We start from the raw sequence: 23137 nt of genomic DNA, 5'->3' as shown, positions 1-23137 counted from the left end.
CTGGAGACCACATGAACGCATCTGCCGATATTTCCGTGCAACAGGTCAAGTTGCTGATCAACGGCGAGTGGGTCGAATCCAAGACCACCGAGTGGCAAGACATCGTCAACCCGGCCACCCAACAAGTGCTGGCCAAAGTCCCGTTTGCCACTGCCGATGAAGTCAACGCTGCCATCGACGCCGCCCATCGCGCCTTTCAGACCTGGAAGCTGACGCCGATCGGTGCGCGGATGCGCATCATGCTCAAGCTGCAAGCCCTGATCCGTGAACACTCCAAGCGTATCGCCGTGGTCCTCAGCGCCGAGCAGGGCAAGACCATTGCCGATGCCGAGGGCGATATTTTCCGTGGCCTGGAAGTGGTGGAGCACGCCTGTTCCATCGGCACCCTGCAAATGGGCGAGTTCGCCGAGAACGTGGCCGGCGGTGTGGACACCTACACCCTGCGCCAGCCTATTGGTGTGTGTGCCGGCATCACTCCGTTCAACTTCCCGGCGATGATTCCGCTGTGGATGTTCCCGATGGCGATTGCCTGCGGTAATACCTTCGTCCTCAAGCCTTCCGAGCAAGACCCGTTGTCGACCATGCTGCTGGTGGAGCTGGCGCTGGAAGCCGGCGTACCGGCCGGCGTGCTCAACGTGGTGCATGGCGGCAAGGACGTGGTGGATGCACTGTGCACTCACAAAGACATCAAGGCGGTGTCCTTCGTTGGTTCGACGGCTGTGGGCACCCATGTCTACGACCTGGCCGGCAAACACGGCAAGCGTGTGCAATCGATGATGGGCGCCAAGAACCATGCGGTGGTGCTGCCGGATGCCAACCGTGAGCACACCCTCAACGCCCTGGTCGGCGCCGGTTTCGGCGCGGCTGGCCAGCGTTGCATGGCCACCTCGGTGGTGGTGCTGGTGGGCGCGGCCAAGCAGTGGCTGCCAGACCTCAAGGCGCTGGCACAAAAGCTCAAGGTCAATGCCGGCAGTGAAGCGGGCACGGATGTCGGCCCGGTGATCTCCAAGCGTGCCAAGGCACGTATCCTGGAACTGATTGAAAGCGGCGTGAAACAAGGCGCCAAGCTGGAGCTGGACGGTCGCGACATCCAAGTACCGGGCTTCGAGAATGGCAACTTTGTCGGCCCCACCCTTTTCTCGGGCGTGACCACCGACATGCGCATTTACACCGAAGAAATCTTCGGCCCGGTGCTGGTGGTGCTGGAAGTCGATACCCTCGATGAAGCCATCGCCCTGGTCAACGCCAACCCGTTCGGTAACGGCACGGGTCTGTTCACCCAGAGCGGTGCGGCGGCGCGTAAATTCCAGAGCGAGATCGATGTGGGCCAGGTCGGCATCAACATTCCGATCCCGGTGCCAGTGCCGTTCTTCAGCTTCACCGGCTCGCGCGGTTCCAAGCTCGGCGATCTCGGCCCGTACGGCAAGCAAGTGGTGCAGTTCTACACCCAGACCAAAACCGTCACCAGCCGCTGGTTCGACGACAACACGGTCAACGATGGCGTCAACACCACCATCAACCTGCGCTGAACCTGGGAGACGAGCATGAAGATTGCATTTATCGGCCTGGGCAACATGGGCGCGCCCATGGCCCGCAACCTGATCAAGGCTGGCCACGCGCTGAACCTGTTCGACCTGAACCAGGCCGTACTCAAGGAGCTCGCCGAACTGGGCGCCACTATCAGCGGTTCACCGCGTGACGCCGCCCAAGGCGCCGAATTGGTGATTACCATGCTGCCGGCCGCCGCTCACGTGCGCAGCGTATGGCTGAATGAAGACGGTGTACTCGCCGGCATCGGCAAAGGCATCCCAGCGGTGGATTGCAGCACCATCGATCCGCAAACCATCCGTGATGTCGCGGCAGCAGCGGCGAAACAAGGCGTGGCCGTGGCCGATGCACCGGTCTCTGGTGGTACCGGCGGTGCCCAGGCCGGGACGCTGACCTTTATGGTCGGCGCCAACCCGGAATTGTTCGCCACCCTGCAACCGGTGCTGGCGCAGATGGGCCGCAACATCGTGCACTGCGGTGACGTCGGCACTGGGCAAATCGCCAAGATCTGCAACAACCTGCTGCTCGGCATCAGTATGGTCGGTGTCAGCGAAGCCATGGCCCTGGGCGATGCCTTGGGTATCGACACTCAAGTGCTGGCGGGCATTATCAACAGCTCCACCGGGCGTTGCTGGAGCTCCGACACCTACAACCCATGGCCGGGCGTGATCGAAACCGCGCCGTCATCGCGTGGCTATACCGGTGGTTTTGGTGCCGACCTGATGCTCAAGGACTTGGGCCTTGCGACGGAGGCTGCGCGCCAGGCGCATCAGCCGGTGATTCTCGGTGCGGTGGCCCAGCAGTTGTATCAGTCGATGAGCCAGCGCGGGGAGGGCGGTAAAGACTTCTCGGCGATCATCAACAGCTATCGCAAGCTGTAGGAGCGAGCTTGCTCGCGAAAAATGTGAGAGCAACGCGTTCATCCTGGATGAGCGCGTTTTCGTTGGCGATCTTCGCGAGCAAGCTCGCTCCTACAGGGACGGGGATGGGTCAGGCAAACACAAAATACTTACGCACCGTCTCGACCACTTCCCACGTCCCCTTCATCCCCGGTTCCACCACAAAGATATCCCCAGCCCGCAGGTGGATCGGCTCCATGCCTTCAGGCGTGATCACGCAGTAGCCTTCCTGGAAATGGCAGTATTCCCACTTCACGTATTCCACGTACCACTTGCCCGGTGTGCAGATCCAGGTGCCCATAATTTTGCTGCCGTCTTCGCTGGTGTAGGCGTTGAGGTTGACAGTGTGCGGGTCGCCTTCGAGCTTTTCCCATTTGCAGGCATCCAGGACCGGCAGTGGGTGGGTGTCGCGCAGTACGGTGATGGGCTTGGACATGTTGACTCCGAGGCAGGGAAGGGAAAGATGCACCCTAAGGCCTTGGGCGTTGCGCAGATGGTCTGAACTCGACATTGGGATGCCCAGAAGCGCAGACACGTGAACACCGCAGTCCCCTGTGGGAGCCGGGCTTGCCCGCGATGACGGTGGTACAGCGAGCATCTCCCTTGCCCGACACTCCGCTATCGCTGGCAAGCCAGGCTCCCACAGTAGGTCGTGGCGTATCTGGAGCGACAGATCTGTGCATAAAACCGATGTTTCCTCGCAGTAACTGCGAAAGATTTCCCGTGTCGCGCCAGAATTCGCAAGAAAATTCAGAGCTGGCCCTCGTATCATTCACCTCAGTACCCCGTGAGAGCCTTGCAATGAACCCAATAAAAACGTGGTGGGATATCAGCCCGCCCTTGAGCACGGCCACCCCGACCTGGCCGGGCGATACGCCGTTCCAGGAAGAGCGCGTGTGGCAGTTCGGCCCGGAGTGTCCGGTAAATGTGGGCCGCGTAACCCTGTCGCCGCACACCGGTGCCCATGTGGATGCACCGCTGCATTACAGCGCCGATGGCGCGCCGATTGGCGAGGTATCGCTGGACGTGTACATGGGCCCTTGCCGCGTGTTGCATTGCCTGGGCAGCGGCGCGTTGGTTGAGCCCCATCAGTTGCAAGGGCGTGTGGATAACGTGCCCGAGCGTGTGCTGCTGCGCACTTATCCACAAGCGCCGCTCACCGAATGGGATTCGAATTTCACCGCCATCGCGCCCCAGACCATTGAGCTGCTGGCCAGCCTGGGGGTGCGCCTGATCGGTATCGATACGCCGTCCCTGGACCCACAACAGTCCAAGACCATGGATTCCCACAACGCCGTGGCTCGTCATGGTATGGCGATCCTCGAAGGCATCGTGCTCGATAACGTACCGGAGGGCGACTATGAATTGATCGCGCTGCCGCTGCGCTTCGCCAACCTGGACGCGAGCCCTGTGCGCGCCATTCTCCGCCCGCTCAAGGAGCCCACGCGATGAGCCAATGTCCTTTCTCACCAGACTATAAGCCTGCCGATAACCAATCCCCGGAAGAATGGCATAACGCCGAACTGAATTTTTCCGAGTCCATGAGCTATGGCGACTACCTGGACCTGGGCAAAGTCCTCAGTGCCCAGCACCCGCTGTCGCCGGACCACAACGAAATGCTCTTCATCATCCAGCACCAGACCTCGGAGCTGTGGATGAAGCTGATGCTCCACGAACTCAAGGCCGCCCGCGAACATGTGCGCCTGGGTGAGTTGCCGCCAGCGTTCAAGATGCTGGCGCGGGTGTCGCGCATCTTCGATCAACTGGTGCACGCCTGGGCGGTGCTGGCCACCATGACCCCGTCAGAGTACAAGGCGATTCGCCCGTTCCTGGGGCAGTCGTCGGGGTTCCAGTCGTTCCAGTACCGCGAGATCGAATTCATCCTCGGCAACAAAAGCCCGGCGCTGCTGCGGCCCCATGCCCATCGCCCGGAATTGCTGCAGCAATTACAGGTGGCGATCGCCACGCCGTCGCTGTATGACGAGGCGGTGAACCTGATGGTCAAGGCGGGGCTGGCGATTGATCCCAAGCGTGCCGAGCGCGACCCGACCGCAGCCACAGTGCATGATGACTCTGTGGAGGCGGCGTGGCGCGAGGTGTATCGCGACCCGAGCCGTTACTGGGATTTGTATCAGTTGGCCGAGAAGTTTATCGACCTGGAAGATTCGTTCCGCCAGTGGCGCTTCCGGCATGTCACCACGGTGGAGCGCATCATCGGCTTCCAGCCGGGCACCGGCGGTACGGAAGGCGTGGGGTACCTGCGCAAGATGCTCGATACGGTGTTGTTCCCCGAACTCTGGCGCGTACGCTCCACGCTTTAAACAAAAAGCCCCGGATTACCGGGGCTTTTTTTATGTGAAATACAGTCAACTGTGGGAGCTGGCTTGCCAGCGATGGCGGTGTATCAGCCGGCTCACCCGTTGGCTGACACGCCGCAATCGCGGGCAAGCCCGCTCCCACAGGGGTTACTGGGTTACGGCAACCTTCCCGCTTCTGATCCGAAACCGATAGGCGATGTAGATAATCCCCACCCACACCGGCATCGCATACACCGACTCGCGAATCCCTGGAATCGCCAGCATCACGCCGATGATCATCACCATGAACGCCAGGCACAGGTAGTTGCTGAACGGGAACCAGAAGGTCTTGAACGACGGCGTCACGCCTTGCTCGCCCATGGCCTTGCGGAACTTGATGTGGGTCAGGCTGATCAGCGCCCAGTTGATCATCAACGAGGCAACCACCAACGCGAACAGCAACTCCAGCGCACTGTGCGGCGCCACGTAGTTGACCACCACGCACAGCATCGTCACCAGCGCCGAAATCGCCAGGGCCCGCAGCGGCACGCCTTGTTTGTTGAGCTTCATCAGCGCCTTGGGCGCATCACCTTGTTCGGCCAGGCCGAACAGCATGCGGCTGTTGCAGTACACGCCGCTGTTGTACACCGACAACGCCGCGGTCAGCACCACGAAGTTGAGGATGTGGGCGGCGGTGTCGTTGCCGATCAGCGAGAAGATCTGCACGAACGGGCTGCCGCTGTAGGCATCGCCTGACGCGCCGAGGGTTTGCAGCAGTTGATCCCACGGGTACAGCGACAGCAGCACAGTCAGAGCACCGACGTAGAAGATCAGGATGCGGTATACCACCTGGTTGATCGCTTTGGGGATCACCTTGCGCGGTTCGCTGGCCTCGGCGGCGGTGATGCCGACCAGCTCCAGGCCACCGAACGAGAACATGATGAAAGCCATCGACATCAACAGCCCCATGCCGCCATTGGGGAAGAATCCACCGTGGCTCCACAGGTTGCTGACCGAGGCTTGCGGGCCGCCGGTGCCGCTGAACAGCAGGTAGCAGCCGAGCACGATCATGCCGACAATCGCCACCACCTTGATGATCGCAAACCAGAATTCGGCTTCACCGAAGAACTTCACGTTCAGGGTGTTGATCAGGTTCACCGCAACAAAGAACACCAGTGCGCTGACCCAGGTTGGAATTTCCGGCCACCAGAACTGGATGTACTTGCCCACGGCCGTCAACTCGGCCATGCCCACCAGCACGTAGAGCACCCAATAGTTCCAGCCCGCCAGGAAGCCCGCGTAACCGCCCCAGTATTTATGTGCGAAGTGGCTGAAGGACCCGGCCACCGGCTCTTCGACGATCATCTCGCCGAGCTGGCGCATGATCAGGAACGCGATAAACCCGGCTACCGCATAACCCAGGATCATCGACGGCCCCGCCGACTTGAGCACCCCGGCCGAGCCGAGGAACAAGCCTGTACCAATCGCCCCTCCCAAGGCGATCAGCTGAATGTGCCGGTTTTTCAGGCCTCGCTTGAGGCCCACCGGGTTAACCATGTCATCCGCCATTAACATTCCCTTCTACTTGTTTTTCTCAAGGGTGATTGCACGCCGCATCGGCCCCTCAGAACTGCTGAGGGTCAGATATTACTCTGGGTAAACTTTTCGTAATACAGCTGGACGCCATCAAGTGCCTGATCCACCAGCCATTGTTGGATGGATTCGACCATTGGAGGCGGGCCGCACACGTACATATCCGCCGATCTGTCCCGCAATTCGGCCAGCTCGAAATGCTCGGTGAGGTAGCCGCGTTTGCCCGTCCACTCGGTTGAGGCGTCGCTCAGCACTTCGGTGTAGCGAAAGTTCGGGATTTTCGCCGCGTAGGCGTGGATACGCGCCGCTTCACATAAATCCTCAGCGCCGCGCACGCCGTAGTACAGGTGCACAGGTTGTGTGCAGCCCGTGACGGCCAGCTCATCAAGCATGCCCAGCAATGCCGACAACCCGGTGCCGCCCGCCACCAGTACCAACGGTTGGGTGACGTGCCGCAGATAGAACGCGCCCAAGGGCGCCTCCATCAGCATTTCATCACCCACCTGGCAGCGTTCACGCAGGTAGTTGCTCATCACCCCATCGGACAGCAGGCGCACCAGAAACTGCAATTGACTGCCCGGCCGGTTGGCGAAGGAATAGGAGCGCCAACTATCGGTGCCCGGCACCGACAGACGCGCGTATTGGCCCGGCAAAAAATCCAGAGACTGGTCCAGTTGCACCTGCAAAATGGCGGTGCTGGTCGATACCTGCTGCACCGCGCTCACCGTACCGCGTACCTGCACAGGCCCGGGGGCGTTGCACAGGCTTGAATCGAAGTCGAAATAGAAAGTGGCGTCGGACTTCACCCGGGTCTGGCAACTGAGCATCTTGCGTTGTTGCAGGTCGAGGCTGGAGAGGGCTTCCTCATCGACATAGTCCTGGGTGTACTCGCCGGACTCACAGCGCCCCTGGCAGGTGCCGCACACGCCTTCGCGGCAATCGAGCGGGATCTTGATGCCGTTGCGCAGGGCCGCGTCCAACAGGATCTCATGGGCGCCCACCGGGAAGAACAGGGTCTTGCCATCGGCGAAGCTGAAGGCCACTTTGTGATTCATTCACATAACTCCGTGAATAGGTATGAACCCCCTGTAGGAGCGAGCTTGCTCGCGAAAAACCCAACGATGACGCAGAACATCCTGGATGCTCGCGGCGTACTTACGTTTTTCGCGAGCAAGCTCGCTCCTACAGGGCGATGCACCACCGTTACAGGTGATAGAAATCCAGCACCGAGTTGATGGTGTCGTTGAGCAACAAGGCGTGCTTGCGCATGATCAGCCAGCTGTCGCCCGCAGGCTTGAGGCGGTACGTGGCATGCCCGTAAAACTGCTCGGACGTGGCCAGGCGATAAAACAATGTGTGCCAGTTCAAACGCACCTCCAACGTGCCATCGGCCTGCTCGGCAATGCGTACGTTATTGATCAGGTGCAAAGTGCGCGGCATCGGCGTGGCAGAGGCGGCTTTGCCGGTGCGCAGGCGGAACACACGGTCTTCCAGGCCCGAACGGTTGGCGTAGTAGATCAATGACATCTCGCGCTTGGGGTCTTGGGTGTAGACGTGTTCGGAGTCCCATTGCGGCAGGTGGAATTCACTCTGTGGGTCGAACAACTGCACGTAGGCGTCCCAGTCCTGGGCGTCGCACAGCTCGGACTTGCGATAGAAGAACTGCTCGATCTGGTACTGCAATTGCGCATTCATCACTTCACCTCCCGCAGTGCCAGGGCTCGCTGGTCCAAACCCTTTAGCAGGAACTGCTGCCAGTTGCGATGCTGGTTGACGTACAGGCCTTCATGGGTGAATTCGGTACCGGTCATCGCCGGTTGGATGCCGATGGCCTCGCTGTTTGGCGTCGGCCCGGTCTCCCAGCGATGGCTGCCCCGTGAGATGTCGCTCCAGCGTTCCAGGCGGCCCTGAAAGCCACGCTGGGCTTCGCGAAACTCCACCAGGTCATCGGGCGTGCCCATGCCTGAAACGTTGAAGAAGTCTTCGAACTGACGAATCCGGTTTTCGCGGTCGGCGTCGGACTCGCCCTTAACCCCCAGGCACTGGCTGATGATCTCGGTCTTGTTCCAGGCCACCGGGCGGATGATGCGCAACTGCGAGCTGATCTGGTCGAGGAAAAACAGGCTGGGGTAGATATTCAGGTTGCGCAGGCGGTGCATCATCCACTCGGCCTTCTGCTGGCCGTGTTCTTCTACCAGGCGCGGCATGATGGTGGCGTAGCCGGAGCGCACGCTGGGGTTGGGCATGTCGCTAAACAACACGCTGTGGCCGTTGTTGAAGGCGAACCAGCCGTCGTCGGTATTGGCGTCGCCGGCGCCGAGCTTGCTGTAGTCCAACGTCGTGCTGGAACCTGCGCCGTTTTCGGTGTTGACCTGCTGGCGATGCTGCACGGTGGCCACGTAGTTGTAGTGCACGGTGCTGACGTGATAACCGTCCAGGCCGTTTTCGTTTTGCAGCTTCCAGTTGCCGTCGTAGGTGTAGGCGGACTTGCCCGGCAGCACTTCCAGCTCACCGGTGGCCGATTGCGCCACCATCATGTCGAAGAACACTTTGGCATCGCCCAGGAAGTCCTCCAGGCTGTTGGTGCCGTTCACGTCCAGGCTGATAAACACAAAGCCCCTGTAGCTTTCGATGCGCGCTTTTTTCAGGCCGCGGGTGGCCTTGTCGAAACCTTCCGGGTATTCCCCCGGCGCCTTGACCTTTACCAGTCGGCCATCGCTCTTGTAGCACCAGGCGTGGAACGGGCAGGTGAAGGTGGACTGGTTACCCTTGCCCACGCGGGTGAGGGTGGTACCGCGATGCTGGCAGGCGTTGATCAACGCGTTGAGTCGGCCTTCGCCGTCACGGGTGATGATCATCGGCTGGCGGCCGGCGCGCATCGTCACGAAGTCGTGGTTATTGGCCAGTTCGCTTTCGTGGCAGGCGTAGATCCAGTTCTTCTCGAAGATCAGCTCCATCTCCAGGTCGAACAACTCGGGCTCGGTGAACATGTCGCGGGCGATGCGGAACACTTCATCCGCCGGGCGAAAGTCCAGGCAGCTTTCGATAAAGGATTTCCATTGCTCGACGGTTCTTGCACCACTCATGGGAGGCACCTTTTGATCATGGCTAAACGGTGAGCCATTAAGCGGCTGCGATGCGGTGGCGGGCTATCCGCTTAATGGGGGAACGTAGGCCGCAAAGTTGGGCAGCAAATACCCATGACGGTGCGCGCCGGTGACGGCATGCGCTACTGTGATGGCGGGCGATGGTCGCAAAACTCTGGGGTTTATCCACATAGTCGACCGTTGCTATCCACCCAGTGAGAACTGCACTGGCGTGGCCTGGAACTTGCTGTCGAGGTTCAACGACGCGCCGTCAGAGCGCGCAAACGCCTAACCGCCGTGGGTGCACCCTGATGAGTAGCCAGACACGCGATATTCATATTCAACGCTTCGACCTGGAAGGCGCGCGCAGCTGGATGTCCGGCATCTGCGGGCCCCATCGCCTGGCGACGGCAACGCCCGAGCGCCTGCGCTTTCACCACAGCGCCAACGTGTTCAAATCTCGCGCAACCACCCTGGGCGTGATCGAGTACGGCACTGACGTGACCATCGACATCGAAGACGCCGAGCACTTCAGCAGCTACAGCTTGAGCCTGCCGTTGGTGGGCGAGCAGGAGCTGAGCAAGAACGGTGAACGTCTCAGTTCCAACCGCGACCAAGGCGTGATCATTTCGCCCAATGAGCATCAGGTGCTGGCGATTTCCGGTGACTGCCGCAAGTTGCAGGTGGTAATCACCCGTGCGGCGATGAGCGAGTCGCTGGAAGGTTTGCTGCAACGGCCCATCGATGCGCCGCTGCGCTTTGAGTCGGTGATGGATGCTGTGGACGGAGCACCGGCTTCGTGGTGGCGCATGGCGCGTTATTTCATCGCCGAACTGGAGCGCAGCAGCGAACTGTACGAGCAGGCGGCGTTTACCCGCGACCTGGAAAGCTCATTGATCAAGGGGCTGATCCTGGCCCAACCAAATAACTATTCTGAAGAACTGCGCGACGTGCTGGGGGTGAAACTGCCGCACTACCTGATCCGCGCGCGGCAATTTATCCACGACAACGCCCGTGAAGCGCTGCACCTGGAAGACCTGGAAGCGGCGGCGGGCGTGTCGCGGTTTAAACTGTTCGATGCGTTTCGCAAGTACTTCGCGCTGTCGCCCATGGCGTATCTGAAGAAGCATCGGTTGGGGGCGGTGCGCCAGGAGATTCTGGAGCAGGGCTCGATCCGCACCATCTCTGAAATCGCCCTGGGTTGGGGCTTTACGCACCTGGGACGGTTTTCGGCGGAGTACCGCAAGCTGTTCGATGAGTCGCCCAGCCAGACATTGCAACGCAAGCGCCTGCGCATTACTTGAACTGGATGAAAAACAATCTGTGGGAGCTGGCTTGCCTGCGATAGCGGCCGGCCGATCAACACGATGCCAACTGATCCGCCGCCATCGCAGGCAAGCCAGCTCCCACATGGAGTATGGGGTGCCTGGAGGATCTCAGATCAACTCTTCAACCAGTTGCAGGCAATGAGTCAGCCCCGGCGACTGGTCATTCACCCGCCGGCTGAGGATGATCGGCGAGCTCGCCGTCGCCTCCACCACCGGCGTATAGCCAATATCCGCCCGATGCAGCACCTGCACCGACGCCGGCACCAGCGTCACCCCCATGCCTGCACCCACCAGGCCGATAGCGGTCTGCAATTCGTTGGTCCACTGCGCCACCTTAACGCTCAAGCCATGGGCGTCGAACAGTGCGATCACATGGTCGGCATAACTGGGGCGCGGGTTGCCGGGGTAGAGCACAAAGGGTTCGCCGGCCAACTGGGCGAGGGTGGCCGGGGCGCCCAGCAACGGGTGACCGCTGGGCAGCACGGCCACCAGACGATCCTCCACCAGTACGCGCTGGACGATGGCCGGGTCGTCGATGCGAATGCGCCCGAAGCCCACGTCAATGCGGCCAGCCTTGAGCGCTTCGACCTGCTGCAAGGTGGTCATCTCCGACAAGCCCAACTCCAGCTCCAGGGCCTTGTGAGTGCGCAGGCGTCGAATCAATTCCGGCAGCACGCCGTACAAGGTCGACGGTGCAAAGCCAATGCCCAGCCAGGTTTTCTCGCCTTGGCCGATGCGTCGGGTGTTGTCGCAGACCTTGCCCAGTTGTTCGAGCAGCACATTGGCATGTTCATAGAAAAACCGCCCGGCCTTAGTCAGGCGCAAGGGCCGGCTGCGTTCCAGCAGCATCACCCCGAGTTCATCCTCCAGTTGCTGGATCTGCCGGCTCAACGGCGGCTGGGCGATATGCAAGCGTTCGGCGGCGCGGGTGAAGTTGAGGGTCTCGCCCAACACCTGGAAGTAGCGCAGGTGACGCAGTTCCATATCGACTCCTTTTATACCTTGAGGGTATTGCTTGAGACCAATTCTATATTGGAAGCCATAAAAAATGCGGCACAGAATCGGCGCAAATCTATAAAGAACCCAACGGGTATTGCCATGCCGATTTGCGCCATCGAGTCGATTGAAACTGTCATCGTCGATCTGCCCACCATTCGCCCGCACAAGCTGGCGATGCACACGATGCAAAACCAGACCCTCGTCATCATTCGCCTGCGTTGCAGCGACGGCATCGAAGGCATCGGTGAAGCCACCACCATCGGCGGCCTGAGCTACGGCAACGAGAGCCCCGACAGCATCAAGGTCAACATCGACCGCCACTTCGCACCGCTGCTGATCGGCCAGGACGCGAGTAACGTCAATGCCTCCATGTTGCGCCTGGAGCGCAGTATTCGCGGCAACACTTTTGCCAAGTCCGGTATCGAAAGCGCCTTGCTCGACGCCCTCGGCAAACGCCTCGGGCTGCCGGTCAGCGAGCTGCTTGGCGGGCGTGTGCGTGATGCGTTGCCAGTGGCCTGGACCCTGGCCAGCGGTAATACCGAACAGGACATCAACGAGGCCGAGAAGATGCTCGACCTGCGCCGTCACCGCCTCTTCAAATTGAAGATCGGCGCGGGCGAGGTCGACCGCGACCTGGCCCATGTGATCGCGATCAAAAAAGCCCTGGGCGAGCGCGCCAGCGTACGCGTCGACGTCAACCAGGCCTGGGATGAAGCCGTGGCCCTGCGGGCGTGCAAGGTGCTGGGCGAGCACGGTATCGACCTGATCGAACAACCGATCTCACGTAATAACCGTGGTGGCATGGCCCGGCTCAACCTGTCGAGCCCGGCGCCGATCATGGCCGATGAGTCCATCGAATGTGTCGAAGACGCCTTCAACCTGGCGCGTGAAGGCGCGGCCACGGTGTTCGCCCTCAAGATCGCCAAGAACGGCGGCCCGCGTGCCGTATTGCGCACGGCGGCGATTGGCGAAGCGGCCGGCATCGGCCTGTACGGCGGCACCATGCTTGAAGGTGGCATTGGCACCCTGGCCTCGGCCCATGCCTTTCTCACGCTGGACACACTGGCGTGGGGCACTGAATTGTTCGGCCCGCTGTTGCTCACCGAAGACATCCTCACTGAGCCACCGGTGTACCGCGATTTCCAGCTGCATGTGTCCACTGCGCCGGGCCTGGGCCTGACGCTTGATGAAGAGCGCCTGGCGTTCTTTCGCCGTGACAAACACTAAGAGGCCCCTGCCATGTTGTTCCACGTAAAAATGACCGTGAACCTGCCCCTCGACATGCACCCCGAGCGCGCTGCCAGCCTCAAGGCCGAGGAAAAAGCCTTGGCGCAACGCCTGCAAGAGGAGGGTAAATGGCGCCACCTGTGGCGCATCGCCGGGCATTACGCCAACTACAGCGTATTCGATGTTGACAGCGTGCAGGACCTGCACGACCTGCTGATGCAATTGCCGTTGTTCCCCTACATGGCCATCGAAGTGAATGCGCTGTGCCGCCATCCGTCGTCGATCCATGCGGACGACCGCTGAGACGGCTTGCACCTATAACTACAAGATGAGGAATGCACCATGTCCATCCGTCTGTCCCAGACTGCCCACGCCCAACAGTTTCTCGAAGAAGCCAGCGGTAACCTCAATGACGCGGGCAACCCACGCACCAAGGCGCTGATTTATCGGATCCTGCGCGACACCGTAAACATCATCGAAGACCTGGAAGTGACCCCGGAAGAGTTCTGGAAGGCGGTCAACTACCTCAATGAACTGGGCAAAAACCAAGAGGCCGGCCTGCTCGCCGCCGGCTTGGGCCTGGAGCATTACCTGGACCTGTTGATGGACGCCGCCGACGAGCAGGCCGGCAAGTCGGGTGGTACGCCGCGCACCATTGAAGGCCCGTTGTATGTGGCCGGTGCGCCGCTCTCCAAGTACGAGGCACGGCTGGATGATGGCAAGGACGACGCGGTGCCGTTGTTCATGCGCGGGCAAGTGCGCGATACCGAGGGCAAGCCGTTGGCAGGGGCGATTGTCGATGTGTGGCAGGCCAATACGGGCGGCACTTATTCGTGGTTCGACCCGACGCAGTCTGAGTTCAACCTGCGCCGGCGCATCGAGACCGACGCCCAGGGCAACTACCGTTTTCGCAGCATCGTGCCTTCAGGCTACGGCTGCCCGCCGTCCGGGCCGACGCAACAGTTGCTCGACCAGTTGGGGCGCCACGGGCAACGGCCGGCGCATATCCACTTCTTCATCTCGGCGCCTGGGCACCGGCACCTGACCACGCAGATCAACCTGTCGGATGACCCGTACCTGCATGATGACTTTGCCTATGCCACCCGGGATGAACTGATTGCCGAGATTCGCTTCAGCGACGATCCGCAGTTGGCTCGGGAGTTTGGCGTGCAGGGGCGCTTTGCGCAGATTGATTTTGACTTTGAGTTGCAGGTGGCGGATGCGCCAATAGAGCAGCAGCGCATGCAACGAGTGCGTGCTCTGGAAGACTGATCAACTCGGTCAACTGTGGGAGCTGGCTTGGCTGCGATAGCGGTGGAACATTCACCACCGCTATCGCAGCCAAGCCAGCTCCCACATTGGTTTTGGGGTGTTTGTGTTATTTGCGCAGGACCAGGTCCAACACCTCATCCCGGTCCTTGATCTTCTGCAGCACAATCTCCGAACGGATATCCATCACTCCCGCCGTGCGGTTCAGGTGGTTCACAATGAAATCCGAAAAGTGCTTGAGGTTGCGCGCCTGCACCCGCAACACATAGTTGCTGGCGCCGGTGATCACATAGGCGCTCGCCACCTCTGGCCAGCCTTGCACCTTCTTGATGAACGTCTCATGCCAGTCCTCCACATCCTGGCGCAACGACAGGTGCACGATGGCTTCCAGCTCGATCCCCAACTGCTCGGCATTCAATACCGCACGGTAGCCGCTGATGATTCCCTCGCTCTCCAGCAGGCGCAAACGGCGCAGGCATGCGGACGGCGACAGCGCGACTTTTTCCGCCAATTCCTGGTTGCTGATGCGGCCATCCTGTTGCAGGAAATGCAGGAGGCGCAGGTCGGTGGCGTCGAGAATCATGCTTGGAAGATATCCGCGTATTTGGAGGTTAAATTCGAATTTCCTACAGCTTAAATAGCCCTTTACCCACCACTTTGCACGAAAATTCTCTAAAAGTTCGTTCATTATTTGGTCCATCCTCACTTATAAAAACCAGGACGACCCATGACCACTCGAAGCCATTGCCAAGCCCTTGACGCCCAGGACCCTTTGGCCCCCCTGCGTGCCCAATTCGCCTTGCCCGAGGGCTTGATCTACCTCGATGGCAACTCCCTCGGCGCGCGCCCGGTGGCGGCGCTGGAGCGGGCACAACAGGTGATCGCCGAAGAGTGGGGCAATGGCTTGATTCGCAGTTGGAACAGCGCAGGCTGGGCGGATTTGTCCCAGCGCCTGGGCAATCGCCTGGCGCCATTGATCGGTGCGCGTGACGGCGAGGTGGTGATCACCGATACCACCTCCATCAACCTGTTCAAAGTGCTCAGCGCCGCCTTGAGTGTGCAGCGCCAACGTACGCCGGCGCGTAAGGTCATCGTCAGTGAAGCGAGCAACTTTCCCACCGATTTGTACATCGCCGAAGGCTTGGCCGAACTGCTGCAACAAGGCTATTCCCTGCGCCTGGTGAACAGCCCGGCCGAACTGCCCCAGGCCATTGATGCAGACGTGGCGGTGGTGATGCTCACCCACGTCAACTACAAGACCGGCTACATGTACGACATGGCGGCGCTGACCGCACTGAGCCACGAGTGCGGCGCGCTGAGCATCTGGGACCTGGCGCATTCGGCGGGCGCGGTGCCTGTCGACCTGCACCAGGCCAATGCGGATTATGCGATTGGCTGCACCTACAAATACCTCAACGGCGGCCCGGGCTCCCAGGCGTTTGTGTGGGTCAACCCGGCGTTGGTGGATGTGGTGCGCCAGCCGTTGTCCGGGTGGTTCGGGCATACCCGGCAGTTCGCCATGGAGTCCACCTACGCCCCCAGCGCCGGCATCGCTCGCTACCTGTGCGGTACGCAGCCGATTACCTCGCTGGCCATGGTGGAATGTGGCCTGGAGATTTTTGCCCAGACCGATATGGCCCGCCTGCGGACTAAATCCCTGGCCTTGACTGACCTGTTCATTGCCTTGGTCGAAAGCCGCTGTGCCGCCCACGGCCTGGAGCTGATCACCCCGCGTGAGCACGCCCGGCGCGGCAGCCACGTCAGCTTTGAACACCCTGAAGGTTACGCCGTGATCCAGGCCTTGATCGCCCGAGGCGTGATCGGCGATTACCGTGAACCGCGGATCATGCGTTTTGGCTTCACGCCTTTGTACACAAGCTTCATCGAGGTATGGGACGCCGTGGAAATCCTCGGAGAAATACTCGACAAGCGCACGTGGGACCAGGCGCAATTCAAAGTGCGCAACAGCGTCACTTAAGAGCAATACAGACCAAATATGGGAGCTGGCTTGCCTGCGATAGCGTCGGTGCATTCACTACCGTTATCGCAGGCAAGCCAGCTCCCACAGGTTCAGCGTCAGCCACCATCACAATAATAAAGGGGCACACCAGTGACCACGCCAGACAACGGCTTTGCAGAGATTACCCACCGTGAACTGGGCCTGAGGCGCCAGCTCACTTCCGGCCAGATGAGCATGATCGCCATCGGTGGCGCCATCGGTACCGGGCTGTTCATGGGCAGTGCCTACGCCATCGGCTATGCCGGGCCGAGCGTGCTGGTGAGCTACGCCATCGGCGCGTTGATCACCTTGCTGCTGATGGGCTGCCTGGCGGAGATGACGGTGGCCCACTCCACCTCAGGCTCCTTTGGCGCGTATGCCGAGTTCTACATCAGCCCATTGGCTGGGTTCCTGGTGCGGTATGCCTATTGGGCGGCGATTGTGCTGGCGGTGGGCGCCGAGGTGACGGCGGTGGCGATGTACATGAAGTACTGGTTCGCCAACGTGCCGGAGTGGGTGTGGATCGTGTCGTTCTCCAGTGTGCTGATTGTGCTCAATGCGATCAGCGTGAAGACCTTCGGCAACTTCGAATACTGGTTCTCGACGATCAAGATCAGCGCCATTGTCGGTTTCATCATCCTGGCAGTGTATGTGGTGTTCGGCTCCGGCAACCCTGACTACGGCGTGCAGAACTACACGGCCCACGACGGCTTTTTCCCCCATGGCTTGAGTGGCATGTGGATCGCGGTGATCGTGTCGATCTTCAGCTACCTCAGCGTCGAGATGATCGCCGTGGCCGCCGGTGAAGCCGCCGACCCGGAGCAGGCAGTGAAGAAAGCCTTTCGCGCTACCATCGTGCGGTTGGTGGTGTTCTACCTGCTGACCCTGGCACTGATGCTCGCGATCGTGCCCTGGAACCAGGCCGGCCAGGCCCAGAGCCCGTTTGTCACGGTGATGCAGACCATCGGCATTCCCGGCGCCACTGGAGTGATGAATTTCGTGATCCTGATCGCGGCGCTGTCGGCCATGAACAGCCAGCTCTACATCACCACGCGCATGATGTTCAGCCTGTCGCGCGCTGGTTTTGCGCCCAAGTCCATGGGCGCGCTGAGCAAGAACGGCATCCCGCTCAACGCATTGCTGCTGTCCAGCTCGGGCATTGCCCTGGCGACGTTGCTCAACGTGGTGTACCCGGAAAGCTCGTTCACCCTGATGATGGCGATTTCGATGTTTGGCGCGATCTTCACCTGGTTCATGATCTTCCTCACGCACCTGTTTTTCCGCCGCTATCGCAAGCGTCATGGCGGGGCGAAGTTGTCGTTCCAGTTGCGCCTGTTTCCCTACAGCACGTTGCTGGGGTTGGTGCTGATGGGGGCGGTGATGATCACCACCTATTTCACCGACGCCTTCAAGATGACACTGGTGTTTGGCGTGCCGTTCCTGCTGATTCTGTCGGCTGTGTATTACGGGTTCTTCCGCAAGGGCAGGGCCAAGGCCTCGAACAAAGCCCTGGCATAACTCGGCAGGTGCTCGAACGAGCGTGCGCATAACAGCAACGTGCGGCAGGCCCACTCCTCTTGCAGGAGGTGGGCCTTGAAACGGCGTTCTGACGGCCAGCGGTCCAAGGCGGCCTGAGGCACGATGCCCAGGCCCGCGCCGCCGGCGACCATGCGAATCAACCCATCAAAACCGTCGGCGCGAATGCGCGTCCGCAAGCGAAAGCCTGCATGCAATGCCTGTTCTTCCAGGTATACCGCCAACGCGCTGTTGGCCCCCAGGCCCACGTAGTCGCATTGCAAGCTGTCGATAAAACTCGCGCTGGTCAACGGGTGGTCCAGGGGCATGATCAGCACCAGCGGGTCGTCGCGAAACGCCAGGGTCTGCAAGCCGTGGGTGTCCACTGCATCGGAAATAATCCCCAGGTCGGCCGTGCCCTGGCGCAACGCGTGGGTGATGCGCAGGCTGGGCAGCTCTTGCAGGTCGATATCGAGGTTGGGGTGTTCGCGCAAAAACTGCGCGAGCAGTTCCGGCAGGTATTCGCTGAGGGCGGTGGTGTTGCACAGCAGGCGTACCTGGCCTTTGACGCCATTGGCGTATTCGGCCAAGTCCTGTTGCAGGTGGTCGGCCTGTTGCAACAGCAGGCGAGCATGCCGGGCCAGGGCTTTGCCCGCAGGTGTCGGGGTGACGCCACGGCGGCCGCGCTCGAGAAACGCAATACCCAGTGAAGATTCCATTGCCCGGATGCGTGCACTGGCGGCAGCCAGGGACAGGTGGCTGCGGGCCGCGCCGGCGGTGATATTGCCGGTGTCCAGGATGTGCAGGTAGAGGCGCAGGTCGATCAGGTCAAAGTGCATGGCTGCAGGTTTCCGGTGACTGGGCGGGCCTCATCGCAGGCAAGCCAGCTCCCACATTTTGAACTGTGAATACATTCAAATGTGGGAGCTGGCTTGCCTGCGATAGCGGTATCAGCCTCACACAAAACAAGAGGCTGCCTCAGTATATGGCGAATTTCACAAGCTATCGAAAAGCACCAGAATGCAGCCATGAATACCTTCCTCGCGTTCTACCAAAACCTCGGCCCCGCCCTGACCGCGTTGGTCATCACTACCTTCCTACTGGCCGGTACGGTCAAGGGCGTCATCGGCCTGGGCCTGCCCACCGTGGCCATGGGCATGCTTGGCCTGGCTATGTTGCCCGCGCAGGCTGCGGCATTGCTGATCATTCCTTCGACGGTGACCAACCTCTGGCAACTCACCTGTGGCGGCCACTTGGGTGCCTTGCTCAAACGCCTGTGGCCGATGCTGTTGCTGATTTTTCTCGGCACCGGGCTGGGCACCTTGTGGCTGGGCATGGGCAGCGGGCCTTGGGTGGTACGCGCCTTGGGCGCGGCGTTACTGGTGTATGCGTTGAGCGGGTTATTCCTGCCGACCTTCAGGGTCGCACCCCGCACCGAGCGCTGGCTGGGGCCTTTGTGCGGTGTGGTCACCGGCATCATCACCTCGGCCACCGGTGTCTTCGTGATCCCTGCGGTACCGTATCTGCAAGCCCTGGGCTTGAGCCGTGATCAGTTGGTGCAGGCGCTGGGGCTGTCATTCACCGTGTCGACACTGGCGCTGGCCGCCGGGCTGGCTTGGCGTGGTGCGTTGGGCGGTGCTGAAGTCGGTGCATCGGTGTTGGCGCTGTTGCCGGCCTTGCTAGGGATGTGGCTGGGCCAAGTGGTGCGTCGGCGCATCAGTGCCTTGTGGTTCAAACGTGGATTTTTCACCGGCATGGCGTTGTTGGGAGGCCATTTGTTGCTGGCTGGTTAATAATGACCGGGCATTTGTCAGCCGTTTAATGAAGGACTGCCCGTGAAAGCCCGATCTGATGAGCTACAGATTTTTGTCAGCGTGATCGAGTGCGGCTCGATTTCCGCCGCCGCCGAAAAAGTCGGGCAAACGCCATCGGCGGTCAGCCGCACGTTGTCGCGCCTGGAAGCCAAGCTCGACACCACCTTGATCAACCGCACCACGCGGCGCATGGACCTGACCGAAGAGGGCAAGTACTTCTTCGAACAGGCCAAGGTGATCCTGGCGCAGATGGACGAGCTGGAAGAGCGCCTGTCCTCGCGCCAGAAAAAACCGGCCGGGCGCCTGCGTATCAACGCCGCCGTGCCGTTCATGCTGCATGGGATCGTGCCGTACATCGCCGAGTTTCGCAGCCTCTACCCGGATATCCAGCTGGAGCTCAACAGCGATGATTTGATCATCGACCTGCTGGAGCAAAGCACCGACATCGCCATTCGCATCGGCGCCCTGGCCGACTCGACCCTGCATGCGCGCTTTTTGGGCAGCACGCCGCTGCATATCCTGGCCAGCCCCGGCTACCTCAAGCAGTTTGGCACGCCGACGACCGTTGCCGAGTTGGCTGATCACACCTTGCTGGGCTTCACCCACACCGAAACCCTCAACCACTGGCCGCTGCGCCATGGCGAAGGTGACCGCTGGCTGATCCAGCCCGGCGTCAGCGCGTCCAGTGGTGAAACCTTGCGGCAGTTGGCGCTGGAAGGGCAGGGCATTGCTTGCCTGTCCAATTTCATGACGGCCCAAGACCTCGACGCCGGACGCCTGGTGCCCTTGCTGGAGGCGTTCAACAGTGGCTATCGCCAGCCGATCCACGCCGTGTTCTACCGCAACTCGCAATTGGCGTTGCGCATCCAGTGCTTTCTGGACTTTATTCAGGCCAAGCTGGCGCGGTATGCGAGCTGATTCGTGATCTGAGCGCAAGAGTGAATTGGGCCGCACGGGCTTATTCGACAGCGGTGTGGGTTGGATACTGGGCGCATTACTTACCCAGTCAGGAGCAACCTCCATGAATGTATTCGTTACCGGCGCCGCAGGGTTTATCGGCGGTTCCATCGCTACCGGCCTGGTCAACGCCGGCCATCACGTCACCGGCCTGGTGCGCAGCGCTGAACAAGCCACCGAAATGACCGCCCTGGGCATCACGCCCGTGATTGGCACCCTCGACGACGCAACGGTATTGACCGAGCAGGCGCAGAAGGCTGATGCGGTGATCAACGCCGCCAGCAGCGACCATCGCGGCGCCGTGCAAACCTTGCTGGCCGCTTTGAAAGGTTCGAACAAGCCGTTCCTGCATACCAGCGGTTCGAGCATCGTAGGGGATGCGTCGGGCGGTAAGGCCAGCGATGTCATCTACTTCGAAGACAACCTGCCTGAGCCGACCGTCGACAAGGCCGCCCGTGTGGCCATCGACAACCTGATTCTCGCGGCCGCCAACGACGGCGTGAATTCGGCGGTGATCTGCAACACCCTGATCTACGGCCACAGCCTGGGCGTGAAGCGTGACAGCGTGCAATTGCCGCGCTTGCTCAAGCAGGCACGCAAAAGCGGGGTGGTGCGCCATGTGGGCCCTGGGCAGAACATTTGGTCCAACGTGCATATTGAAGACGTGGTGGCCTTGTATCTGCTGGCGTTGACCAAGAACGTACCGGGCACTTTCTATTTTGTGGAAAGCAGCGAAGCGGCGTTCATCGACATGACCACGGCGATTGCCCAAGCCCTAAACCTGGGCAAGCCACAGGATTGGCCATTGGCCGAGGCTGAGGCCGAGTGGGGCTATGAAATGGCCAACTACGGGTTGGGCTCCAATAGCCGAGTGCGTGGCAAGCAGGCCCGTGAATTGTTGGGGTGGGCACCTAAGCGCACTTCGGTGGTGGAGTGGATTCGCGACGAGATGGTGTGATGTTCGCTTAGCACCGCGGTGCGGCCTTCGCAGGCAAGCCAGCTCCCACATTGTTCAGGTGTGAACCCTGTCAAATGTGGGAGCTGGCTTGCCTGCGAAAGGGGCGACTCGGTGCATCGGACCAGACACTTCACTAGCCCCACCCGCCGCAATTCCGTACCATTCCCCGCCTTATCCCCCGCAATTCCCTGGTACTCCATGAACCTCACCCGTCTGCGCGCCGACGCCCTGGCCGGCCTCACCACGTCTTTCGCCTTGCTGCCCGAATGCATCGCCTTTGCGCTGGTGGCCCATCTCAACCCGCTGATGGGCCTCTACGGCGCCTTCATCATTTGCACCCTCACCGCATTGTTCGGCGGCCGTCCCGGTATGGTGTCCGGTGCGGCAGGTTCGATGGCAGTGGTGATCGTCGCGTTGGTGGTGCAGCACGGCGTGGAGTATTTGCTGGCGACGGTGTTGCTCGGCGGGTTGATCATGGTCGCTTTCGGCCTGCTGCGCCTGGGCAAGCTGGTGCGCATGGTGCCGCATTCGGTGATGCTCGGCTTCGTCAACGGCCTGGCGATCATCATTGCGCTGGCGCAACTGGAGCATTTCAAGAGCGGTGAAACCTGGCTCAGCGGCACGCCGCTGTACGTGATGGCCGGGCTGGTGGCGGCGACCATGGCCATTGTGTACCTGTTGCCCCGCCTGACCCGTGCCGTGCCGCCCGCGCTGGTGGCGATTCTGGGGGTGGGCCTGGCGGTGTACCTGCTGGGTTTGCCGACCCGTACATTGGGGGATATGGCGCACATTGCCGGTGGCTTGCCGACCTTCGCGCTGCCGCAGATCCCCTGGACCCTGGAAACCCTTGGCATCATCGCGCCCTACGCGTTTTTGATGGCGATGGTCGGCCTGTTGGAAACCCTGCTGACCCTCAACCTCACCGACGAAATCACCGAGACCCGTGGTTATCCTGACCGCGAAAGCGTGGCTCTGGGCGCGGCGAATATGGTCTCGGGCCTGTTCGGCGGCATGGGCGGTTGCGCGATGATCGGGCAAACCGTGATCAACCTCAGCTCCGGCGGGCGTGGGCGTTTCTCCGGGGTGTTTGCCGGGGTGATGATTCTGTTGTTCATTCTGTTTCTGTCGCCACTGATCGAGCGGATTCCGCTGGCGGCGTTGGTGGGCGTGATGTTCGTGGTGTCGCAACAGACCTTCGCCTGGGCGTCGTTGCGGGTGATCAACAAGGTGCCGCTCAATGATGTGCTGGTGATTATGGCGGTGACGATCATCACCGTGTTCACCGACCTGGCCACCGCCGTGCTGTGCGGTATCGTCATCGCCGCGCTGAACTTCGCCTGGCAGCAGGCGCGGGAACTGTACGCTGATGAACATCTGGAGGCCGATGGCAGCAAGCTCTATCGGCTGCACGGCACGTTGTTCTTCGCCTCGACCACGCCGTTTTTGAATCAGTTCGACCCAGCCAACGACCCGGCCCAGGTCACGCTGGATTGCCGTCACCTGAGCTTTGTCGACTATTCGGCAATTGCCGCGCTGATGACCCTGCGCGAGCGCTACACCAAGGCCGGCAAGCACCTGCGGGTGCTGCATTTATCCGAGCGCTGCAAAAAGCTGCTCAAGCGCGCCAAGGTTCATCACGACTGAACCT

General features: G+C 60.9%; 22 protein-coding genes. 14 read left to right on the top strand and 8 right to left on the bottom strand.

Annotation, left to right across the window (positions count from 1 at the left end; all coding sequences use genetic code 11):
• The first annotated feature begins 11 nt into the window (after positions 1–11).
• Together E1K68_RS23340 and mmsB are read left to right on the top strand one after the other, a co-directional pair.
• On the top strand, positions 12–1529 hold the full coding sequence (locus E1K68_RS23340) for a CoA-acylating methylmalonate-semialdehyde dehydrogenase (RefSeq protein ID WP_003194117.1): 1518 nt from the start codon (positions 12–14) through the stop codon (positions 1527–1529).
• A gap of 15 nt (positions 1530–1544) precedes the next feature.
• A complete protein-coding gene (gene mmsB / locus E1K68_RS23335) occupies positions 1545–2429 on the top strand; it encodes a 3-hydroxyisobutyrate dehydrogenase (protein WP_137203853.1) in 885 nt (294 codons plus the stop codon).
• A 109-nt stretch (positions 2430–2538) separates the two neighbouring features.
• Here the strand turns inward: mmsB and E1K68_RS23330 are convergent, their stop codons facing one another.
• Positions 2539–2883, bottom strand: a complete 345-nt coding sequence (locus E1K68_RS23330; protein ID WP_003230905.1) for a cupin domain-containing protein — start codon at positions 2881–2883, stop codon at positions 2539–2541.
• Positions 2884–3248: 365 nt separating this feature from the next.
• On the opposite strand from E1K68_RS23330, the gene kynB reads away from it, so the two are divergent.
• Complete coding sequence (gene kynB / locus E1K68_RS23325) at positions 3249–3899, top strand: arylformamidase (protein WP_212614714.1); 651 nt, start codon at positions 3249–3251, stop codon at positions 3897–3899.
• Positions 3896–4768, top strand: coding sequence for a tryptophan 2,3-dioxygenase (gene kynA, locus E1K68_RS23320; protein ID WP_047711777.1), 873 nt, complete (start codon positions 3896–3898; stop codon positions 4766–4768). Before kynB ends, kynA begins: the two co-directional genes overlap by 4 nt.
• Positions 4769–4912: 144 nt before the next feature.
• Here kynA and E1K68_RS23315 read toward each other — a convergent pair whose 3' ends face one another.
• The 4 genes from E1K68_RS23315 to antA all read right to left on the bottom strand — a co-directional run bounded on the left by E1K68_RS23315 (position 4913) and on the right by antA (position 9423).
• A complete protein-coding gene (locus E1K68_RS23315; RefSeq protein ID WP_003194112.1) occupies positions 4913–6313 on the bottom strand; it encodes an amino acid permease in 1401 nt (466 codons plus the stop codon).
• Positions 6314–6384: 71 nt separating this feature from the next.
• The gene (antC, locus tag E1K68_RS23310; RefSeq protein WP_212614713.1) at positions 6385–7392 is read right to left on the bottom strand and encodes an anthranilate 1,2-dioxygenase electron transfer component AntC; all 1008 of its coding nucleotides are present in this window, start codon (positions 7390–7392) and stop codon (positions 6385–6387) included.
• A 148-nt stretch (positions 7393–7540) separates the two neighbouring features.
• Complete coding sequence (antB, locus tag E1K68_RS23305) at positions 7541–8032, bottom strand: anthranilate 1,2-dioxygenase small subunit (RefSeq protein WP_034133666.1); 492 nt, start codon at positions 8030–8032, stop codon at positions 7541–7543.
• A complete protein-coding gene (gene antA, locus E1K68_RS23300) occupies positions 8032–9423 on the bottom strand; it encodes an anthranilate 1,2-dioxygenase large subunit (RefSeq protein WP_047711775.1) in 1392 nt (463 codons plus the stop codon). The genes antB and antA overlap by 1 nt, the downstream gene beginning before the upstream one ends.
• A 311-nt stretch (positions 9424–9734) precedes the next feature.
• Here antA and E1K68_RS23295 point away from each other — a divergent pair, with 311 nt between their 5' ends.
• Entirely contained in the window at positions 9735–10727 is a 993-nt protein-coding gene (locus E1K68_RS23295) for a helix-turn-helix domain-containing protein (RefSeq protein WP_212614712.1), read from the top strand.
• A gap of 132 nt (positions 10728–10859) precedes the next feature.
• Here E1K68_RS23295 and E1K68_RS23290 read toward each other — a convergent pair whose 3' ends face one another.
• Positions 10860–11735, bottom strand: a complete 876-nt coding sequence (locus tag E1K68_RS23290) for a LysR family transcriptional regulator (RefSeq protein ID WP_212614711.1) — start codon at positions 11733–11735, stop codon at positions 10860–10862.
• 114 nt (positions 11736–11849) lie between these two features.
• Here E1K68_RS23290 and E1K68_RS23285 point away from each other — a divergent pair, with 114 nt between their 5' ends.
• The 3 genes from E1K68_RS23285 to catA are packed head-to-tail and all read left to right on the top strand — an operon-like array spanning position 11850 to position 14249.
• Positions 11850–12977, top strand: coding sequence for a muconate cycloisomerase family protein (locus E1K68_RS23285; RefSeq protein WP_212614710.1), 1128 nt, complete (start codon positions 11850–11852; stop codon positions 12975–12977).
• Positions 12978–12989: 12 nt separating this feature from the next.
• Positions 12990–13280: a muconolactone Delta-isomerase gene (catC, locus tag E1K68_RS23280; protein ID WP_003194105.1), complete on the top strand. Its 291-nt coding sequence runs from the start codon at positions 12990–12992 to the stop codon at positions 13278–13280.
• Positions 13281–13319: 39 nt separating this feature from the next.
• Entirely contained in the window at positions 13320–14249 is a 930-nt protein-coding gene (catA, locus tag E1K68_RS23275; RefSeq protein ID WP_192002319.1) for a catechol 1,2-dioxygenase, read from the top strand.
• 106 nt (positions 14250–14355) lie between these two features.
• On the opposite strand, the gene E1K68_RS23270 is transcribed toward catA, so the two are convergent.
• Positions 14356–14829, bottom strand: coding sequence for an Lrp/AsnC family transcriptional regulator (locus tag E1K68_RS23270; protein WP_003194103.1), 474 nt, complete (start codon positions 14827–14829; stop codon positions 14356–14358).
• 144 nt (positions 14830–14973) lie between these two features.
• Between E1K68_RS23270 and kynU the strand changes: the two genes are divergently transcribed.
• Both kynU and E1K68_RS23260 read left to right on the top strand, forming a co-directional pair.
• A complete protein-coding gene (gene kynU, locus E1K68_RS23265) occupies positions 14974–16224 on the top strand; it encodes a kynureninase (RefSeq protein WP_212614709.1) in 1251 nt (416 codons plus the stop codon).
• 132 nt (positions 16225–16356) lie between these two features.
• Entirely contained in the window at positions 16357–17763 is a 1407-nt protein-coding gene (locus E1K68_RS23260; protein ID WP_003194101.1) for an amino acid permease, read from the top strand.
• On the opposite strand, the gene E1K68_RS23255 is transcribed toward E1K68_RS23260, so the two are convergent.
• A complete protein-coding gene (locus E1K68_RS23255) occupies positions 17709–18599 on the bottom strand; it encodes a LysR substrate-binding domain-containing protein (RefSeq protein ID WP_212614708.1) in 891 nt (296 codons plus the stop codon). The two genes, E1K68_RS23260 and E1K68_RS23255, sit on opposite strands and share 55 nt — an antisense overlap.
• A 189-nt stretch (positions 18600–18788) precedes the next feature.
• On the opposite strand from E1K68_RS23255, the gene E1K68_RS23250 reads away from it, so the two are divergent.
• The 4 genes from E1K68_RS23250 (at position 18789) to E1K68_RS23235 (ending at position 23133) form a co-directional block, all read left to right on the top strand.
• A complete protein-coding gene (locus E1K68_RS23250; RefSeq protein ID WP_003194099.1) occupies positions 18789–19553 on the top strand; it encodes a sulfite exporter TauE/SafE family protein in 765 nt (254 codons plus the stop codon).
• Between the two features lie 42 nt (positions 19554–19595).
• On the top strand, positions 19596–20492 hold the full coding sequence (locus E1K68_RS23245; protein ID WP_003194098.1) for a LysR family transcriptional regulator: 897 nt from the start codon (positions 19596–19598) through the stop codon (positions 20490–20492).
• A gap of 103 nt (positions 20493–20595) precedes the next feature.
• A complete protein-coding gene (locus E1K68_RS23240) occupies positions 20596–21489 on the top strand; it encodes an NAD-dependent epimerase/dehydratase family protein (protein WP_057710548.1) in 894 nt (297 codons plus the stop codon).
• A 198-nt stretch (positions 21490–21687) separates the two neighbouring features.
• Entirely contained in the window at positions 21688–23133 is a 1446-nt protein-coding gene (locus E1K68_RS23235) for a SulP family inorganic anion transporter (protein ID WP_034128761.1), read from the top strand.
• Positions 23134–23137 lie beyond the last annotated feature (4 nt).

It is taken from the genome of Pseudomonas sp. B2021 (assembly GCF_018135665.1).
In the GTDB taxonomy this organism is placed as follows: Bacteria; Pseudomonadota; Gammaproteobacteria; order Pseudomonadales; family Pseudomonadaceae; genus Aquipseudomonas; species Aquipseudomonas lactis.
The sequence above is the reverse complement of the archived record's forward strand: the minus strand, read 5'-3'. Positions and strand labels throughout refer to the sequence as shown.

What these genes read in the sequence shown, in the direction of transcription:
- E1K68_RS23340 (WP_003194117.1), top strand. Translation starts at nt 12, where the DNA reads ATGAACGCATCTGCCGATATTTCCGTGCAACAGGTCAAGTTGCTGATC.
- mmsB (WP_137203853.1), top strand. Translation starts at nt 1,545, where the DNA reads ATGAAGATTGCATTTATCGGCCTGGGCAACATGGGCGCGCCCATGGCC.
- E1K68_RS23330 (WP_003230905.1), bottom strand. Translation starts at nt 2,883, where the DNA reads ATGTCCAAGCCCATCACCGTACTGCGCGACACCCACCCACTGCCGGTC.
- kynB (WP_212614714.1), top strand. Translation starts at nt 3,249, where the DNA reads ATGAACCCAATAAAAACGTGGTGGGATATCAGCCCGCCCTTGAGCACG.
- kynA (WP_047711777.1), top strand. Translation starts at nt 3,896, where the DNA reads ATGAGCCAATGTCCTTTCTCACCAGACTATAAGCCTGCCGATAACCAA.
- E1K68_RS23315 (WP_003194112.1), bottom strand. Translation starts at nt 6,313, where the DNA reads ATGGCGGATGACATGGTTAACCCGGTGGGCCTCAAGCGAGGCCTGAAA.
- antC (WP_212614713.1), bottom strand. Translation starts at nt 7,392, where the DNA reads ATGAATCACAAAGTGGCCTTCAGCTTCGCCGATGGCAAGACCCTGTTC.
- antB (WP_034133666.1), bottom strand. Translation starts at nt 8,032, where the DNA reads ATGAATGCGCAATTGCAGTACCAGATCGAGCAGTTCTTCTATCGCAAG.
- antA (WP_047711775.1), bottom strand. Translation starts at nt 9,423, where the DNA reads ATGAGTGGTGCAAGAACCGTCGAGCAATGGAAATCCTTTATCGAAAGC.
- E1K68_RS23295 (WP_212614712.1), top strand. Translation starts at nt 9,735, where the DNA reads ATGAGTAGCCAGACACGCGATATTCATATTCAACGCTTCGACCTGGAA.
- E1K68_RS23290 (WP_212614711.1), bottom strand. Translation starts at nt 11,735, where the DNA reads ATGGAACTGCGTCACCTGCGCTACTTCCAGGTGTTGGGCGAGACCCTC.
- E1K68_RS23285 (WP_212614710.1), top strand. Translation starts at nt 11,850, where the DNA reads ATGCCGATTTGCGCCATCGAGTCGATTGAAACTGTCATCGTCGATCTG.
- catC (WP_003194105.1), top strand. Translation starts at nt 12,990, where the DNA reads ATGTTGTTCCACGTAAAAATGACCGTGAACCTGCCCCTCGACATGCAC.
- catA (WP_192002319.1), top strand. Translation starts at nt 13,320, where the DNA reads ATGTCCATCCGTCTGTCCCAGACTGCCCACGCCCAACAGTTTCTCGAA.
- E1K68_RS23270 (WP_003194103.1), bottom strand. Translation starts at nt 14,829, where the DNA reads ATGATTCTCGACGCCACCGACCTGCGCCTCCTGCATTTCCTGCAACAG.
- kynU (WP_212614709.1), top strand. Translation starts at nt 14,974, where the DNA reads ATGACCACTCGAAGCCATTGCCAAGCCCTTGACGCCCAGGACCCTTTG.
- E1K68_RS23255 (WP_212614708.1), bottom strand. Translation starts at nt 18,599, where the DNA reads ATGCACTTTGACCTGATCGACCTGCGCCTCTACCTGCACATCCTGGAC.
- E1K68_RS23250 (WP_003194099.1), top strand. Translation starts at nt 18,789, where the DNA reads ATGAATACCTTCCTCGCGTTCTACCAAAACCTCGGCCCCGCCCTGACC.
- E1K68_RS23240 (WP_057710548.1), top strand. Translation starts at nt 20,596, where the DNA reads ATGAATGTATTCGTTACCGGCGCCGCAGGGTTTATCGGCGGTTCCATC.
- E1K68_RS23235 (WP_034128761.1), top strand. Translation starts at nt 21,688, where the DNA reads ATGAACCTCACCCGTCTGCGCGCCGACGCCCTGGCCGGCCTCACCACG.